Consider the following 16492-nt stretch of genomic DNA (forward strand, 5'->3'; position numbering starts at 1 on the left):
GCCGCGGTCGATCGCCCTTCCATTCAGGAGAGCCGGTAGACGTTCGTGACCGTTGCCCGGAACAACGCTTGCCGCTCCGCCGCACTCGCCTGCATGGTCAGCCGCTTGAATGCGTTCCAGCCGTTGCTGAACGGATATGAGCCCTTGTCCACCGGGAAGTTGCTTTCGAACATGCAGCGATTGGCGCCGAACGTTTCGATGCACGTGAGCATCCACGGCTTCCACGTTTGCGCGAGCTGAATCGAAGTCGGCGGACGCTCGCCCTTCTCGAAGTCGAACCCGTTGATACGCATCCCCAGTCCGCCGACCTTGACGAACACGTTGGGTAACTGCGCGAGTTCGCGCATCGAGCGCGCCCATGTGTCGAACACTTCCTTGCGCTGATCCGTATAACTCGCAATCCGCACGACGCCGCCGCAGTGATTGATGATGAAGGGCGTGTCGGGATACGCCTTCGCCAGATCGAACAGCTCGGGAAGTTGAGGAAAGAACAGCCACGCGTCGTACGACAGTCCGAGCGACCCGAGCTGAGCCACGCCCGCGCGATACGTGGGATCGAGCAGCAGTCCGCGCGGCGCGGCCGACAGCGGATTAACGAGCGTGGGGTCCGCATCCCAGGTCGCGAGATGCCGCACGCCGCGCAGACGGCCGTCGCCCGCCGCGAGCTCGGCCTCGAGCACTTCGCGAACCGCCGCGCCGCGCCGCAGATCCGCATGTCCGACGATGCCCTTGGCGACCTGCGGCTTGCCCATCTGCAACGGCGCGGTGACATCGGCCACGTACTCGACTTCGCCTACCGGACGCAGCGGTTCGGGGCCCGCCTGGCGATAACGCGTGAGCGCCTGCATGTAGACCGACGCGGTGATGTTGTGGCCGGATCGCGCGTCTTCGAGGTACTCGTCGAGCAGATAGGTCCAGCCGGCGCGCTCGTAGAAGTGATGATGCGCATCGACGATGGGCATCTCCGGTTCGAGCGCCGCCTCCGTGCCGGACGCGAGCCACTCCGCTCGAACAGGAAGGTAGTTGCTGGTTGTGCTCATGCTGCGCGATTCCTCTTTTGCGTATGCCCGGCGCGATGCTAGCGCGGGGATCATGACCGATGCGGCGGCCGCGCCGAGAAGCTGGCGTCGTCGGGGGGAATGAAGCGGATTCATCGGGCATCCCCCTTGTCGAAGGCAAACAGCGAGAGCGTCAGCAACGTCGTCACGGCGAGCACGATGGACAAGCCGATCATCCCGGCCGTGAACGTACCGAAACTATCCTTCAGATAACCCACGAGGTACGGGCCGGCAAACCCGCCCAGTGCGCCGATCGAATTGATCAGCGCCAATCCGCCCGCCGCGGCCTGACCGGACAGAAATCTGGCCGGCAACGTATAGAAGATCGTGCGTCCCGCAATCGTGCCGATCAGCGCCAGCGTGATGCCGGTCATCGCGGGAACCAGTTGATGGAAATACGTCGACACCCCGAGCGCCACCGCGCCGATGAAGAGCCCCGCCGCGAGATTCGCGATATGACCGCCACGACGATCGACGCGCTTCGCCCACCAGAGCAACGCGATGGTCGCGAAGAAGTAAGGCACGGCGGACACCCAGCCGGTCTGCGTCACGCTCATGCCGTGCGCCTTGAGCATCTGCGGCAGCCAGATGCCGATACCGTAGGAACCCATCGTGAAGCCGAACGAGATCATCGCGAGAAGGTACATGCGCACATCCTTCAGCGCCGCGGCGAAGTTCTTCTTTTTCTGACTCGCCGCGCCTTCCCGGTCGAAGGCGCCTTGCAGCGCGCGGCGCTCTTCCGGCGAGAGCCACTTTGCATCGGCGGGTTTGTCGGCGAGCATTTTCAGCACGAGAAAACCCAGCACGCACGCGGGCAGACCTTCGACGATGAACATCCACTTCCAGCCGGCCAGTCCGAGGAAGCCGTCCATCTGAAGAAGCCATGTCGACAGCGGTCCGCCGACGAGCGACGAAAGCGGCGTCGACACGGTGAACCACGCGAGCACGCGCGTCCGGTAACTCGCGGGAAACCATACGGCGAGAAAGAAGATCACGCCCGGAAAGAAACCCGCTTCGCCGATACCCAGAAGCAGCCGGATCGCGTAGAAGCTGGTCGGCCCCGCGGCGAGCGCCGTCGCCGCTGCGAAGAAACCCCAAGTGATCATGATGCGGGCCAGCCAGCGACGCGCGCCGAATCGGTACAGGGCGAGATTGCTCGGCACTTCGCACAGGCAGTAGCCCGCGAACATGATCCCGGCGCCCCAGCCAAACTGCGTGGCCGTCAGACCGAGATCGCGGTTCATCGTCAGCGCGGCGAAGCCGACGCTCGTGCGGTCCAGATAATTGAAGAAGTATGCGAGCGCCAGAAGCGGGATGAAGCGCCACGCGGCTTTTCTCACCGCCTGCTGTTCGAGCGTGGAATCGGCGGCGCTATCGGCCGTCAGATTCGAGGATAGGGATGTCATGGTTTGTCTCCGGGCGGATCGCCGGGCGCGCGATGTCATGCCGACTCGCGCGACCGCGTTCTGCTGTTCTGCTGTCTGTTTTTCGATGTCAGGCGCTGGCGAGTTCGTTCGCTGAAGGATTCGCCGCGTCGCCGGGTGGCCGGTCCTGGCACCTGACGACGCCCGCTTCAGTCAACTGCCTCAGTGCTTCGGGCGTGTACCCCAGTTGTGAAAGCAGCGCGCGCGTGTCCTGGCCCAGGGAAGGCGGCGCCGCGCGCAGATGCAGGCGCTCGCCGCTCAAGGTCAAAGGCAGCAGCGCCGTCTTCGTCGACACCGGTTGCCCCGCCCCGCTCGCGTCGGCGGGCAAGGTCACGTCAGCCAGTCCGCCCGTTGCAAGCAGATGCGGATCGTCGAACAGATCGTGCGGCTTCGTGATCGGCGCGTAAGGCAATCCGCAGCGCTCGAAGATCGCGCTGATCTCGGCGGCGGTGAATTGCTCCATGTGCTTGCGAAGCTGCGGCAGCAGCCAGTCGCGCGCCTGCACGCGCTGATTGTTGGTGGCGATCCGTTCGTCCGCTTTCAGCGCGGACAATCCGAACGCATCGCAGAACAGCGCCCATTGCGTGTCGGAGACGACCGCGAGGAATATCTGCTCGCCGTTTCTCACCGAGAACACGTCGTAGACGGCCCACGCGGAAATACGGCTCGGCATCGGCGCGGCGGCCTTGCCGGTCACGGCGAACTGCATCATGTGCTGAGCAACCAGAAACACGTTGTTCTCGAACAGGGCGCTTTGCACTTCCTGACCGCGCCCCGTGCGTTCGCGCTGCGCGAGCGCGGCCATCGCGCCGATCGCGCCGAACATGCCGCCCATGATGTCGTTGACGCTCGTTCCCGCGCGCAGCGGCCGGTCTTCGGGACCGGTCATGTAGGCGAGTCCGCCCATCATCTGCACGACTTCGTCGAGCGCGGTGCGATGATCGTAAGGGCCGGGCAGAAAGCCCTTGTGCGACACGTAGATCAACCGGTCATTGAGCTTCGACAACGCTGCGTAGCCGAGGCCGAGCTTGTCCATCGTGCCGCTCTTGAAGTTCTCGCTGAAGACATCGGCGCCGGCGAGCAGCTTGTGGACGATCTCCACGCCGCGCGGATCTTTCACATCGACGGCGATGCTCTTCTTGTTGCGGTTGAACGTGCTGAAAAAGCCCGCGCCGGAGCCGCGCAGCGTGCGCGTGCTGTCGCCGGAAATCGGCTCGACCTTGATGACTTCAGCGCCGAGGTCCGCCAGCACCATGCCGCATGTCGGACCCATGACCATATGCGTCATCTCGACGACGCGCACGCCGCTGTACGGCAGAGACTGATTCGCTTGCACTTCGCTCATTGCGCCACTCCCAGCAAACAGCCTTCCGGCTGGGGCGCGCTCGGCGCACGCCCGTCTGCATACGTGAAGCCTTTCGGCAACCCGGCGTCCTGCACATGTCCGTACAGCGCCTCGCCCGGCAACGCTTGCGCCAGGAGCGCGCGCGCCGCGATCAGCTTGTCGATGTCGATGCCCGTGTCGTAGCCCATCGCTTCGAGCAGGAACGCGAGGTCTTCCGTGACGATGTTGCCGGTCGCGCCCGGCGCATACGGGCAGCCGCCAAGGCCCGCCTGGCTGGCATCGATCGTGGTCACGCCGGCATCGAGCGCCGCGACGACGTTGGCCAGGCCCTGACCGCGCGTGTTGTGGAAGTGCGCGCCGCCCGCCTTCGCTCCGAACTCCGATTGCAGACGGCGAAACAGGCGCCGCACCTGAACCGGATTGGCATAGCCGCTCGTATCCGAAAGGCCGATCTCGTCGACGCCGCATTCGGCCATCGCCGCGCACATGCGCATGGTCTCGTCATCGGTGACGACGCCTGCGATCGTGCAGCCGAACGCAACCGACACACCCGCTTCGATCTGCACGCCGGGAAACCGCTCGTCGCGCAGCGCGACGATGTTGCGCACCTCGTCGATCATCTCCTCCGTCGTCTTGCGGATGTTCGCCATCGAGTGCTCGTTCGTCACCGACACCGGCAGCGTCACTTTGTGGACGCCTGCTTCGAAGGCGCTCTGCGAGCCGCGCAGATTCGGCGCGAGCACCGCGACATGCAGGCCCGGAATCGAAAGCGCATGCGCGACGACTTCGCGAATGTCGGCCATCTGCGGCAAGAGCTTCGGCGGGACGAACGAGCCGACCTCGATCTCCTTGAGTCCTGCCGCGGCGAGCGCGGAGATCCATCGCAACCTGGCTGCCGTCGGCATGACGGTTTTGATGCTCTGCAGACCATCGCGCGGTCCGACTTCACTGACCAGCACGTTTGGGCGTGAAACAACCATCGTTCGCTCCTCAAAGTTCTATTTGATAGATCTGTGTTCTGTTGAAGAGAACTTTAGGCGCGACCGGGTGACTTGATAAGACGGGTATACCCCTCGATTTCAGAACTTGAGTTCTACCGGATAGAACAGTACAGTGGCGGAACGATCAACGCAGGGGAACACGTGGTTTCGACGAAAGAACAGGCGCCCGATACGGGCGAGGCTTCCAGCGGTGTCGCCGTGCTGGATCGCGCGTTCGCGATCCTCGACGCGTTCGGGGCAACCGACGACCGATTGACTCTCACGGAGCTTTCGCGGCGGACCGGCCTGTACAAGAGCACGGTCTTGCGACTGCTCGGCGCGCTCGAGCACGGCGGCTTCATCAGAAAACTGAGCGACGGGCAGTATGCGATCGGCCATCAACCGTTGCGGCTGGCCTCGCTCTATCAACGGTCCTTTCAGGTCGGACCGGTCGTGGAGCCATTGCTCCAGCAATTGAGCAGGGAGCTCGGTGAAACCGCATCCTTCTATGTGCGGCAGGGCGACTATCGGCTGGTGCTGTACCGCGTGGAGCCGTCGCGGAGCGTCAGGGTGTCGGTGCGCATCGGGGAAGAATTCGCGATAGACAAAGGCGCGTCCGGCAAAGTGCTGCTCGCTTTTACGGAACCGCAGGACGCACGATGGGACGACGTCCGGGCCCAGCTCTGGGCCGTCTCGTATGGCGAACGCGATCCGGAAACGGCTTCCGCTTCAGTGCCGGTGTTCGATTCGACGGGCGAACTGGTGGGCGCCCTGACCCTGTCGGGTCCGCGCGGAAGATTCGATGATCCATCCACGATCGACACCGCCTTGAAGACACTGCTCGGCAGCGCCAAACGGGCGACGGTCGCACTGGGTGGCGGCGGCGCCCGGTACGACGCGAGCATCGCGAACTTCGCCGGCGCCGGTTAGTGCGAGGCGTTCAAAGACTGTGCGAGCGCGGTAAGGTTCTGCGGAGCAACGTGAATCAACCCGCCCCGAGGGCTGTCGATATCGGCGATGAGCACGAACGAGATGGATACGATGAGCGGCAGTATCGCGAGCAGAAACCGCCGCCCATCGCGATCGCGCGCGCCGTAGCCAACGAGAACGTTGCAGCAGAGCGCGATGACCGCCATCAGCCCCCACGCGGTATGGGGAATCCTGTTCCACCATGCGGCCTGCGTATAGCCCTGCGAATTCAGCACGTCGTTCATGCCGTTGACCACGAGGGCCATCACGGGCGTGGGCTCCGCTCTCGCCGCGGCCGCCACCGCGGACCACAACGCGGCCTGAGTTTTCGACGTGCGATCGTTGATATTGCGAAGCTCGGCTTCATGCGCGGTCGAATAAAACGAAATGCGCTGAGCGACGTAGCCGACCAGGAGTTCGCGAACCTTCGCCGCATCGTTCGCGGGCAGCAGGTCGAGCCGCAGATATTCCGTTCCTATGGCGTTCGCCTCGGCTTCCTCGTAGTTCTTGCGTTGATCGTACCGTTCGATCGCCATCGAGAAGCTGAAGCTGATGATGAGCGCTAGCAAGGTCAGGGTCGCCGCCTGAATGACATCGAACAGTCTGGGTAATTGAGTCTGGCCGGCATTGGTGAATGCACAAAGCAATACGCCCGCGCGTGCAGCCAGCCACATCGCGACGAACGCGATCAGAAATACGAATAGCGGATGACCAATCGGGTCGCTCATCTTCAACCGCTCGCTCGAACACCGGCCGCGGTCGATATTTCGATGAACGCCGCCGCTCTTCCCGCTTCCAGAAACTGTTCCGGCGTCGTCGTGGCGAACAGATGCATCGCCCGGCTGATGATGCCGGTCCAGCCGGTCTGGTGGCTCGCGCCGAGTCCCGCGCCGTTATCGCCGTGGAAATACTCGTAGAACAGCAGGCAATCACGCCAGTGCGGATCTTCCTGAAACTTCCGGTTGCCGCCATGCACGGGCCGCCGGCCGTCGCTGTTGCGCAGGAAGATGCTCGACAATCTTCGGGTGAGCTCTTCAGCGACTTCATAGAGCGTCATCTGATGCCCGGAGCCGGTCGGGCAATCCACCTTGAAATCGTTGCCGTAGTAGCTGAAATACTGCAGCAGCGCGCGGATGATGAGACCGTTCACGGGCATCCAGACCGGGCCGCGCCAGTTGGAATTGCCGCCGAACATGCCGCTGTCGGATTCCGCGGGCAAATACGCAACGCGATATTCCTGTTCACCCATGCGATACACGAAAGGATGATCCGCGTGATACCGGGACAGCGAGCGAATGCCGTGGGGACTCAGAAACTCGTTCTCATCCAGCATCTTCGACAGCACGCGCCGCAGGTTCTTTTCGTTGAGGATCGAAGCGAGGCGGCGATCGGCGACGCCCTTCGACGTCATGTCGTGAATGGAAGCCATGATCTGCGGACGCGCCGCGAAGAACCGCTTGAGATTCTCGAAGGCATCCGGATAGCGCTCCGTCAGCGCTCCATCGAACGAGGTGACGGCGCACAGCGGCAGCAGTCCCACCATCGAACGCACCTTGAGCCGCTCGGCGCGGCCATCGGGCAATCTCAGCACGTCGTAAAAGAATCCGTCTTCTTCGTCCCACATGCCGCTGCCTTCGCCGGTGCGCAGCATCGACGATGCGATCCACAGGAAGTGCGACACGAACTTCACGCACATGTCCACATAAGCAGGGTTGTTCAGCGCGAGCTGCACGGCGATCTCGAGCATGTTCTGGCAGAACAGCGCCATCCATGCGGTGCCGTCCGCCTGTTCCAGATATCCGCCCGTGGGCAGCGGCGCGCTTCGGTCGAAAACGCCGATGTTATCGAGGCCCAGAAACCCGCCTTCGAAGACATTGTTGCCTTCCCGGTCCTTGCGATTCACCCACCACGTGAAGTTGAGAAGCAGTTTGTGAAAGGACCGTTCGAGCCAGACGAGATCGCCGTGTCCGTAGCGATATTGTTCGAGACGATACGCAAAGATGGTCGCCCACGCATGCACCGGCGGATTGACGTCACCGAAGTTCCATTCGTATGCCGGAAGCTGTCCGCTCGGATGCAGATAACGCTCTCGCAGCATCAGGTCGAGCTGCTGCTTGCCGAAGTCTTCATCGACGAGCGTAAGCGCGAGAACATGAAAAGCCAAGTCCCACGCCGCATACCACGGGTACTCCCATTTGTCGGGCATCGAGACGATGTCCGCGTTGTACATGTGATGCCAGTGATCGTTGCGCGGCGCGCGACGCCTCGGGTCGAACGGATCGGAGCCGCGTTCGGTCAGCCATCTGTCGACGTCGTAGTAGTAGAACTGCTTCGACCACATCATGCCGGCGAGCGCCTGACGCATCACGTTCGTTTCGTCCGCATCGAGCGATGCCGGAATGACCTTCGCATAGAACTCGTCCGCTTCTCGATGGCGCGTTTTCAGTGTTTCGTCGTAGCCGCTGCCGAACGCTTCGCTATATCCATCCTCTGCCGAAGCCTCGTGCTCGCGCGTGTCCCGGACGAGGCGCATGCGCAAAACGCGTGACGCTCCCGGTCCCACGATCAACGAATAGTGCGCAGCAGCCTTCGTCCCGCGCTTCTCCGGATTCACTGCCCCTTCCTGCCCATGCACGATGCAGCGATCAATGCCGTCCTTGACATAAGGCGTCCGGTTTGCGGCGCCATCGAGGCGCTCGGTATTGGTTTCGTTTTCGGTGAAGAGAAGCGAAGCGGCGCCTTCGCAACAGAGCCGCCATGCGCCAAGACCGGGATGAGAGACGGCGATGACGCTCCCGGCGTCGCTTGCCCAGGCCTGACGAAGCGATGGCCGCGTCACCGCTTCGGCCCATGACCAGATATCGCGGAACCAGAGCGTCGGCAGAACATGCAGTGCGGCCGGATCGGGGCCGCGATTGATCGCCGTGATCCGAATCAGCACGTCTTCCGCGGAAGCCTTCGCGTATTCCACGAAGACGTCGAAATAGCGGTCATCGTCGAACACGCCGGTATCGATCAGCTCATACTCGAGTTCCTGGCGGCTGCGCTGACGATTCGTCTTCACGAGATCGTCGTAGGGATAAGCCGCTTGCGGATACTTGTACAGATACTTCATGTACGAATGCGTCGGCGTCGAGTCGAGATAAAAGTAGTATTCCTTCACATCTTCGCCGCGATTTCCCTCGCCATTGGTCAGGCCGAACATTCTCTCCTTGAGTATCGGGTCGTTGCCGTTCCATAGACTCACGGCGAAGCACAGGAGCTGCTCGTCGTCGGAGATTCCGGCCAGGCCGTCTTCGCCCCATCGGTACGCTCGCGAGCGCGCCTGATCGTGATTGAAATAGTTCCAGGCGTCGCCCGATTCGCTGTAGTCCTCGCGCACCGTGCCCCACTGTCGTTCCGACAGATAAGGTCCCCACTTCTTCCAGGGGGTGACGCCGCGTCGGGCTTCATCGAGCCGGTCATGCTCCGCTGTCACTTGACACCTCCTTCCAGCACGGAACGCCCGGCTTCTTCAGCCGGGGCCCGGGATCGATGCCCTCCGACGACGCTTATGCCCGCTCAATGATGCGCGCCGCCGCCCGCATCGTCGAGTTGCCGCAGCACGGCGTCGAGGTTGAACGACGCAGGCTTCTGACGCGGCGGAAACGCCTTGAAGCCTTCGAGCTGCGATGCCACGACCGCCTGCATCGCGTAGATCAGATAGGCGTGGGAAATCATCCAGTCGTAGTAGGTGTTCGAACTCTCGTCCGCACGCTCGAATGGATCGCGCCGAAGATTGAACATCTTCGGAATCCGCAGCCGGATGAACGGCTCCGCCCAGCACGCCAACTGCTTGGCACGCTGCTCCAGCAATACCATTTTCCAGTCACGCACGCGGATTGCCATGACATCGCCGTCGTCGCTGATATAGAAGAACGAATCGCGCGGGCTCTCCTTCACTTCTCCCATCAGATACGGGAGCATGTTGAAGCCGTCCAGATGAACCTTGTATGTTTTGTCGCCGGCTTTATGTCCCTTGAGCAGCTTTTCTTTCACGTCCGGCTCGCCCGCCGCCGCGAGCAGGGTCGTCATCCAGTCCTGATGCGTGACGATGCCGTTGAGAACCGTGCCCGCGGGAAATTTCGCCGGCCACCGAACGAATGCCGGAACGCGCCAGCCGCCTTCCCAGTTCGTATTCTTTTCTGATCGGAATGGCGTGATGCCCGCGTCCGGCCAGCTATTGAAGTGCGGGCCATTGTCCGTCGAGTACATGACGAGGGTATCGTCGGCAATGCCGAGTTCATCGAGCTTCGCCAGCATCTTGCCGATGTTCTCGTCGTGCGCCACCATGACGTCGTTATAGTCGCCCTGTCCGCTCTTGCCCTTGTGCTTCTCCGCGCAGTGAGTGCGGAAGTGCATGGCCGTCGTGTTGTACCAGACGAAGAACGGCTTGCTCTCCTTGTGCGCCTTGTCGATGAACGCGCACGCAAGTGTCGTCGTTTCATCGTCGATCGTTTCCATGCGCTTTCTGGTCAGCGCGCCGGTGTCCTCGATGCTCTGACCGCCCTTGCCATCGGAGCGACAGTGCAGCACGCCTCTCGGACCGAAGCGCTTCCTGAACGCAGGGTCCTTCGGATAATCGGCGTCCTCGGGCTCCTCTTCCGCATTCAGATGATAGAGATTGCCGAAGAACTCGTCGAATCCATGCATCGTCGGCAGGAATTCATCCTTGTCGCCCAGATGATTCTTGCCGAACTGCCCGGTGACATAACCCAGCGGCTTGAGCATCTCCGCGATCGTCGGGTCCTCCGCCGACAAACCGACGTCCGCGCCCGGCATGCCGACCTTGGTCAGCCCCGTGCGGATCGGATTCTGTCCGGTAATGAATGCGGCGCGCCCCGCCGTGCAGCTTTGCTGAGCGTAATAGTCCGTGAATGCGACGCCCTCATTGGCAATGCGATCAATATTGGGCGTGCGATAACCCATCTGCCCACGGCTGTTGAAGCTGATATTCCACCATCCGATATCATCGCCCCAAAGAATCAGGATATTCGGTTGCTTTGTCGCCATGATTGCTCTCACTCCTTTCAGATGACGCCCGGTGAGCCTTGCGCCAGACCGGGCGTAGAAGGTGCATCAATCACCGAACCGAGCCAGAACGTCGCTCGCCGGTTCCTGCTCTGTGAGCTGTAACGGCCACCGACGTCATCGGGCGCCAACATCCCGTCACGACGTGCGCCGCTCTTCACTGCTCCCTGGGTGGAACGAACGACGCGGCGCGTTATCGCCGTGGCAGAATTTGAACTTCCTGCCACTGCCGCACGGACAAGGCGCATAAGGACCGCGCCTTTTATCTTCGCTGGCGGTTATCGCCATGACGTCAGACGGCGGCTGGCCATCGCGATAGAGTTTCGCCATCGTCTCCATCGCGTGGCGCGACTGCGTAAAGAACAGCTCGAGACCGGGGCACAGATAGTTATGCCCTGCTTCGCCGTCCCGCGAAAGCGCGAAACGGTCCTTCGGACATCCGCCGTTGCACAGCATCTTCACTTCGCAGCTTTTACACTGGGCTGTCAGCGAATCGCGCTTGTCGAGTCCGAACTTGCGTTGTTCGGGCGATGCCATGAGTTCCAGCATGTGCGTTTCGTGGATATTGCCCAGGCGATATCCTGGTTCGACGAAGTGATCGCAGGAATACAGATCTCCGTTGTATTCGAGCGCGGGGCCGAGGCCGCAGGTCGGCGCGTGAATGCATAACAAATGACGGCCGAACATAGCCTCCAGCGTCACATCGAACAATTGCACGAAGACGCGGCCGACGTCGTGGCGCAGCCATTCCTCGAAGACATCGACGAGAAAGAAACCATACTGCTTCGCGCCGACCGAACGATCGGTGACGAGATTGCCGGTCTGCGTATAAAGCACGCGCTTGTGGCCCGCCTGCTCGCTCCAGCCGCGATTCGCCAGTTGAATCGTCTGTTGCGTTGCGCGCTCGATGATCGGAATGAATTGAATCCACTTCGCGCCGAGTTCATCGCGAAAGAAGCGATACACCGAGCGGCCATGTTGCTCATTGGCGGAATTGACCGTGCACAGAATGTTGAATTCGACGTCATGCTTGCGCAATTGCTTCCACCCGTTCATCACGAGATCGAAGGTGCCCTGCGCACGGCGATCGACGCGAAAGGTGTCGTGAATCTCGCGCGGGCCATCGACACTCAGGCCCACGAGAAAGTCATGTTCTTTAAAGAACTCGCACCATTCGTCGTCGAGAAGAATGCCGTTGGTCTGAAAGGTGTGTTTCACGACCTGTCCGGGCCTGCGGTGCCTGTCGACGAATTCGACCGCGTGCCTGAAGAACTCCACCTTCATGAGCGTAGGCTCGCCGCCTTGCCACGCCACGGTGACCTCTGGCGTGCGGTGCGATTCCAGCAACTGGCGAATGTAGGTTTCGAGCGTCGCCTGAGACATCCGATGCTTTTCGTTCGGATACAGCGCCTCTTTCGACAAAAAAAAGCAGTACTTGCAGTCGATGTTGCAGGTCGAACCGCTAGGCTTGGCGAGCAGATGAAAGCGCGGCGGCGCGTCCGGCGGCCGGCTCACGGCGGGCCTGGGATCGTCATGACTCGATGGCGAAGCGCATGACCGCAACGTGGCCTCCATCGCCGTAACACCCCTTGATCGTCAACGGGCAGAAAGATTGCCCGACACCGTCCGTCGGGCGCCTCAACATCTGGTGCGCAGAAATTCGGAAGCAGAAAGCCGCAGAACAAGCGTGCTTCGTATTTAAGGCAGCTTGTGTCCGGAAAGCAAACGCAATTTCGCGGTTTCGAATCGAACGCATCGCGCGAAACTTGCAGTGGGTGACGTCCACGGAAGCACGTACATAAGTATCGCGTCACTGAATCCCGATATATGAGATGACCGCGCTTTCGACATGCGCGCTTCTCGCAATCGCGCGCCGCATGAACTAGATTAACGTTGACGCATGCGAGCGCCTTTATCCCCGGGCCGGCAAATCACACGGAGGTGGGTGTGGCTAACGCGGAAGCGCGCACGGCAAACCAGCTCGCCGAGGAGCGAACCGACCTCGCCACGACGCGCACGCTGATGGCGGCCGATCGCACCCTGATGGCATGGACGCGCACCGCGCTCTCGATGATCAGCTTCGGCTTCACGATCTACAAGCTGCTCGAAGGATTCAGGGAAGCCGGCGTTCATCTGGCGCATCCGCATAGTCCTCGAACCATCGGCCTTTTTCTGACAGGAATGGGCACGGTCGCGATGGTGATGGGAACGATCGAGTACTGGCGATTCATCGTCAGCCTGCGTGCGCATCAGCCCGTCAGCGTTCGCCGGCCGACCTTCTTCGTCGCGTTGGTCATGGCGCTTTCGGGTAGCTTTCTCTTTCTGAGCATCGTCATACGGTTGCTCTGAGATCGTGACTGAAATACTGCTGATCCTGCTCAAGCTGTCCATTGCCGTGCTGATCGCATGCGTCGGCGCGGGCACTTCGTTTTCCGAACTGACTTATATATGGCGGCGGCCCGGGCTGCTGCTCCGCTCGCTTGCCGCGATGTATGTTCTCGTTCCGCTGGTCGCGTTCGGCCTCGTGCTGATCATGCCCATAGAGCGGGGCGTGAAGGCGGCGATGCTGACGCTCGCCGTGTCCGCGGGCGCTCCGCTGCTTCCCAACAGGCTCAAGAAGCTGCATGGCGAGCATTTCATTTTTAGCCTGCTGATCACGTCTTCGCTCGTCGCCATCGTCGCCGTGCCTGTGTGGACGGCGTTGCTGGGCGCGTACTTCGACGTCGAAGTGAAACTATCGATACGCACTGTCGTCCTTGACATTTCCAAGACCATTCTTCTGCCGATCATGCTCGGCATGGGACTTCGCTTCCTTTTTCCGGCCGCGTCCGAACGGCTGTCGAGCCGGATCATGAAGATCGCCTGGATTGTGCTCGCGGTCGCCGGCATCGTCCTGATGATCGCTCACCGAGAGCACCTCGCGGGGCTCACCTGGCAAGGCGTGCTCTCGCTTGCGATGCTGATGGTCATCGCCATGTTCATCGGCCACCTTCTCGGCGGACCGGACCCCGACAATCGGACAGCGCTCGCGATCGCCAGCGCGATGCGGCACGTCGGCATTGCGCTGATAGTCGCGGGCGAGTTCGTCGGGGTGAGAACCCTGGTGCTCGTCGTGGCGTACTTCGTCACCGCGTTTTTCGTTTCGAGCGTCTATCTGAGCTGGCGGCGACGAAGCGCTGCCGTCGCGCCCGCCGCCTGACGCCCTTCATCGCATTGCAGATATGACCCGTCACCCACGCGCCGCGACGCGCGCCAGCCTGCGCGGCAGATGCGGCGCGTTCTGCGCGATGTGATCGAGCTCGTCGCGCACGGCGTCGATCGCGCGTGGGTCGTGCACGCAGGGATCGGCGGCGTGGATCGCTTCGAGCCGCCGCCGCACGGCCCCGTACTGCGCGCCCGCCCGGCGATGCAGCTCGGCGCGCTCGCCGTAGCGCAGGAACGTCTGGAGCGACGCGAGCACGGCGGCGCTCATGCTCGTCATGCCGATGACGACGCGCACATCGGGCGACACCGCCGTCGCGACGAGCGACAGAAACGCCGACGTGCCCGTGGCCGCCGTGATGCCGATGACGGCCAGCCCGAGCCGTCTGCCGCAGGCCGTGAGCCGGTCGGCCATCGTGTAGTGACGGATCTGCGATTCGCGCGCGCGCCGGATCCACTCCAGCACGAGCGATTGCATGTCGCGAGACGGTTCGAAGGTATGGGGCGTAGCGGTCATGTCTTAAACATTTTAAGAACAGACCTCATGATGCTTAAGAACCCGGACAGTTCATGTCCCGGTCAACGCGCCGCCTGAATCATTTTCCAGCCATTGCCAGCGGGGTCGCGAAACCCGGCATCGACGCTGCCGTAGCGCTCGACCGGCTCCTGCGTGAACTCCACGCCGCGCGCTTTCAGCCGCTCATAATCCGCGCGGCAGTCCGCGACCGACAGCACGAGCGGCGGCATCGCGCCCTTCGCGACCATCGCGCGCAGCGTTTGCGCGGTGGCGTCGTCGTGGATGGGCGCGCCAGGCGCGAACAGGCCGAGCTGGAACGACGGCTGATCCGGATGCTGCACGGTGAGCCATCGGTATGTACCGTTGCGCACGTCCGTGTGGACGCGGAATCCGAGCTTGTCGACATAAAACGCGAGCGCTTCGTCCTGATCGTCGACATACACGCCCACCACATTGATGCCCTGGTTCATGTGACCTCCTTGGTTGATGATGGCCGCACTTTAGCTTTTGCGACGCGCCGCCGCTTCTCCAAAACTGCGATCGTGAGATCGGGGCGCTGCGCGGCCTTCAGCACGCACGCGGGCACGCGATCGAGCGCGGGCACGGCGGCGCGCGATTCGGCGCGCATCGCACTCGGACTGCGCCCGGTGATGTCGCGAAAGATGCGGCCGAAGGTGCCGAGGCTTTCCCAGCCGGTGACGAAGGCGATATCCGTGATGGCGAGATCGGTGTCGCGCAGGAGCGTGACGGCCTGCTCGATGCGCCGCGTCAGCAAATAGCGATGCGGCGGAAGGCCGAACGCGCGTTTGAACGAGCGCGCGAAATGGGCTTCGGAGACACCGCTGACTTCCGCCAGCCGCTTGACGGGCCAGTCTTCGTGCGACGACGCGTCCATGCGGTCTTTCGCGCGCAAAAGCCGGCGCAGCAGGGCGGGATCTTCGAGAACGTCGTTCATTGGAAAAGTCAGAGCAAGGGTAGCGTCAGTCGGATGTGCTCGGCGAACGCCGCCGTCAAAAGCGACGGACGCTCCCGCGAAAATTTCAGCGATATGCCGACGCGCGGCAACGCGGGCAGCGCGGCATCCGCGTTCAGCACGCAGAGATCGGCGGGCACGGCCGTCTGCGTGATCACGGCGAACGCCTGCCCCGACCGGACCAGCGCCGTGAGACCGGCGAGACTGCTGCTCGCATACGCGATGCGATACGCCCTGCCCGCGCGCTGCAACGCGTCGCACGCGGCGATGTGGTCGAGCGTGTCGGGGTCGGAGAGCGCGAGCGGCAGCGGATCGTAATGCGCGGAATCCATGCCCGGACCGCCGACCCAGACGAGCTGCTCCCGCCGGATCATGTCATCGGCGGTGCCGGTGGTGTCTTCGGGGAGCGAGATCATCGCGAGATCGAGCGCGCGTTTCTTCAGTTGCTCGGCGAGCCGCGGCGTCGGGCCGCACACGACTTCCACCAGCGCATGCGGATGCTGGCTGGAAAACTGCCGCAGCAGCGCCGGGAGGAAGACGGCGGCGTAGTCATCGGGACAGCCGAAACGGATGCTGCCGGACAAACCTTTGCCGCACAGATCGGCCATCGCCTCGTCGTGCAGACGCAAGATGCGTTGCGCGTGAATCAGCAAACGCTCGCCGGGATTCGTCAGCACGACGCCGCGCCCGGTGCGCTGAAAGAGCGGCTGATCGACGATGTCTTCCAGCCGCTTCATCTGCTGGCTGAGCGCCGATTGCGTGCGGCCGATGCGCTCGGCGGCGCGACTCAGCGCCCGCGCCTCCGCGATGACGGCGAACGAACGCAACAGTTCGATTTCAAGCGAAAGACTCAAGGTATTAGCTCCGCTTCTGGCTCGCATTAGAACTATTCGATTCTATTAAATCAGCGCGCCGTCTACACTGCAAATTCCTCATCATCGCCACGAGAAGCACG

15 protein-coding genes are annotated in these 16492 nt (G+C 62.3%); 3 read left to right on the plus strand and 12 right to left on the minus strand.

Features of this window, described 5'->3' with window-relative positions; genetic code table 11:
• Window positions 1-23 precede the first annotated feature (23 nt).
• The 4 genes from AWB75_RS26675 to AWB75_RS26690 form a co-directional block, all read right to left on the minus strand.
• Window positions 24-1154 carry an amidohydrolase family protein gene (locus tag AWB75_RS26675; RefSeq protein WP_061127029.1) on the minus strand — a complete coding sequence of 377 codons (1131 nt, stop codon included), beginning with the start codon at window positions 1152-1154 and terminating at the stop codon, window positions 24-26.
• On the minus strand, window positions 1151-2464 hold the full coding sequence (locus tag AWB75_RS26680) for an MFS transporter (protein ID WP_061127030.1): 1314 nt from the start codon (window positions 2462-2464) through the stop codon (window positions 1151-1153). The genes AWB75_RS26675 and AWB75_RS26680 overlap by 4 nt, the downstream gene beginning before the upstream one ends.
• A gap of 88 nt (window positions 2465-2552) precedes the next feature.
• Complete coding sequence (locus AWB75_RS26685) at window positions 2553-3827, minus strand: CaiB/BaiF CoA transferase family protein (RefSeq protein ID WP_061127031.1); 1275 nt, start codon at window positions 3825-3827, stop codon at window positions 2553-2555.
• A complete protein-coding gene (locus AWB75_RS26690) occupies window positions 3824-4807 on the minus strand; it encodes a hydroxymethylglutaryl-CoA lyase (RefSeq protein WP_061127032.1) in 984 nt (327 codons plus the stop codon). Before AWB75_RS26690 ends, AWB75_RS26685 begins: the two co-directional genes overlap by 4 nt.
• A gap of 162 nt (window positions 4808-4969) precedes the next feature.
• On the opposite strand from AWB75_RS26690, the gene AWB75_RS26695 reads away from it, so the two are divergent.
• The gene (locus AWB75_RS26695) at window positions 4970-5737 is read left to right on the plus strand and encodes an IclR family transcriptional regulator (RefSeq protein ID WP_087086863.1); all 768 of its coding nucleotides are present in this window, start codon (window positions 4970-4972) and stop codon (window positions 5735-5737) included.
• Here the strand turns inward: AWB75_RS26695 and AWB75_RS26700 are convergent.
• From AWB75_RS26700 to AWB75_RS26715, 4 genes are all read right to left on the minus strand, one after another.
• On the minus strand, window positions 5734-6504 hold the full coding sequence (locus AWB75_RS26700) for a bestrophin-like domain (RefSeq protein ID WP_061127033.1): 771 nt from the start codon (window positions 6502-6504) through the stop codon (window positions 5734-5736). The genes AWB75_RS26695 and AWB75_RS26700 overlap by 4 nt on opposite strands.
• A 2-nt stretch (window positions 6505-6506) precedes the next feature.
• On the minus strand, window positions 6507-9254 hold the full coding sequence (locus tag AWB75_RS26705) for an MGH1-like glycoside hydrolase domain-containing protein (protein WP_061127034.1): 2748 nt from the start codon (window positions 9252-9254) through the stop codon (window positions 6507-6509).
• Window positions 9255-9337: 83 nt separating this feature from the next.
• The gene (locus AWB75_RS26710) at window positions 9338-10828 is read right to left on the minus strand and encodes an arylsulfatase (RefSeq protein WP_061127035.1); all 1491 of its coding nucleotides are present in this window, start codon (window positions 10826-10828) and stop codon (window positions 9338-9340) included.
• A gap of 156 nt (window positions 10829-10984) precedes the next feature.
• Entirely contained in the window at window positions 10985-12361 is a 1377-nt protein-coding gene (locus AWB75_RS26715; RefSeq protein ID WP_061127036.1) for an anaerobic sulfatase maturase, read from the minus strand.
• 432 nt (window positions 12362-12793) lie between these two features.
• On the opposite strand from AWB75_RS26715, the gene AWB75_RS26720 reads away from it, so the two are divergent.
• Window positions 12794-13195 carry a YidH family protein gene (locus tag AWB75_RS26720; protein WP_200823039.1) on the plus strand — a complete coding sequence of 134 codons (402 nt, stop codon included), beginning with the start codon at window positions 12794-12796 and terminating at the stop codon, window positions 13193-13195.
• 4 nt (window positions 13196-13199) lie between these two features.
• On the plus strand, window positions 13200-14045 hold the full coding sequence (locus tag AWB75_RS26725) for a bile acid:sodium symporter family protein (protein WP_061127038.1): 846 nt from the start codon (window positions 13200-13202) through the stop codon (window positions 14043-14045).
• 30 nt (window positions 14046-14075) lie between these two features.
• Here AWB75_RS26725 and AWB75_RS26730 read toward each other — a convergent pair whose 3' ends face one another.
• The 4 genes from AWB75_RS26730 to AWB75_RS26745 form a co-directional block, all read right to left on the minus strand.
• Window positions 14076-14564 (minus strand): SLATT domain-containing protein, encoded by a 489-nt coding sequence (locus tag AWB75_RS26730; protein WP_061127039.1) that lies wholly within the window; start codon window positions 14562-14564, stop codon window positions 14076-14078.
• Between the two features lie 62 nt (window positions 14565-14626).
• Complete coding sequence (locus AWB75_RS26735; RefSeq protein ID WP_061127040.1) at window positions 14627-15034, minus strand: VOC family protein; 408 nt, start codon at window positions 15032-15034, stop codon at window positions 14627-14629.
• Window positions 15031-15519: a helix-turn-helix domain-containing protein gene (locus tag AWB75_RS26740; RefSeq protein ID WP_061127041.1), complete on the minus strand. Its 489-nt coding sequence runs from the start codon at window positions 15517-15519 to the stop codon at window positions 15031-15033. Before AWB75_RS26740 ends, AWB75_RS26735 begins: the two co-directional genes overlap by 4 nt.
• Window positions 15520-15527: 8 nt before the next feature.
• Window positions 15528-16418, minus strand: coding sequence for a LysR family transcriptional regulator (locus AWB75_RS26745; protein WP_061127042.1), 891 nt, complete (start codon window positions 16416-16418; stop codon window positions 15528-15530).
• Window positions 16419-16492 lie beyond the last annotated feature (74 nt).

The sequence above is a fragment of the Caballeronia catudaia genome (assembly GCF_001544755.2).
Taxonomy (GTDB): Bacteria; Pseudomonadota; Gammaproteobacteria; order Burkholderiales; family Burkholderiaceae; genus Caballeronia; species Caballeronia catudaia.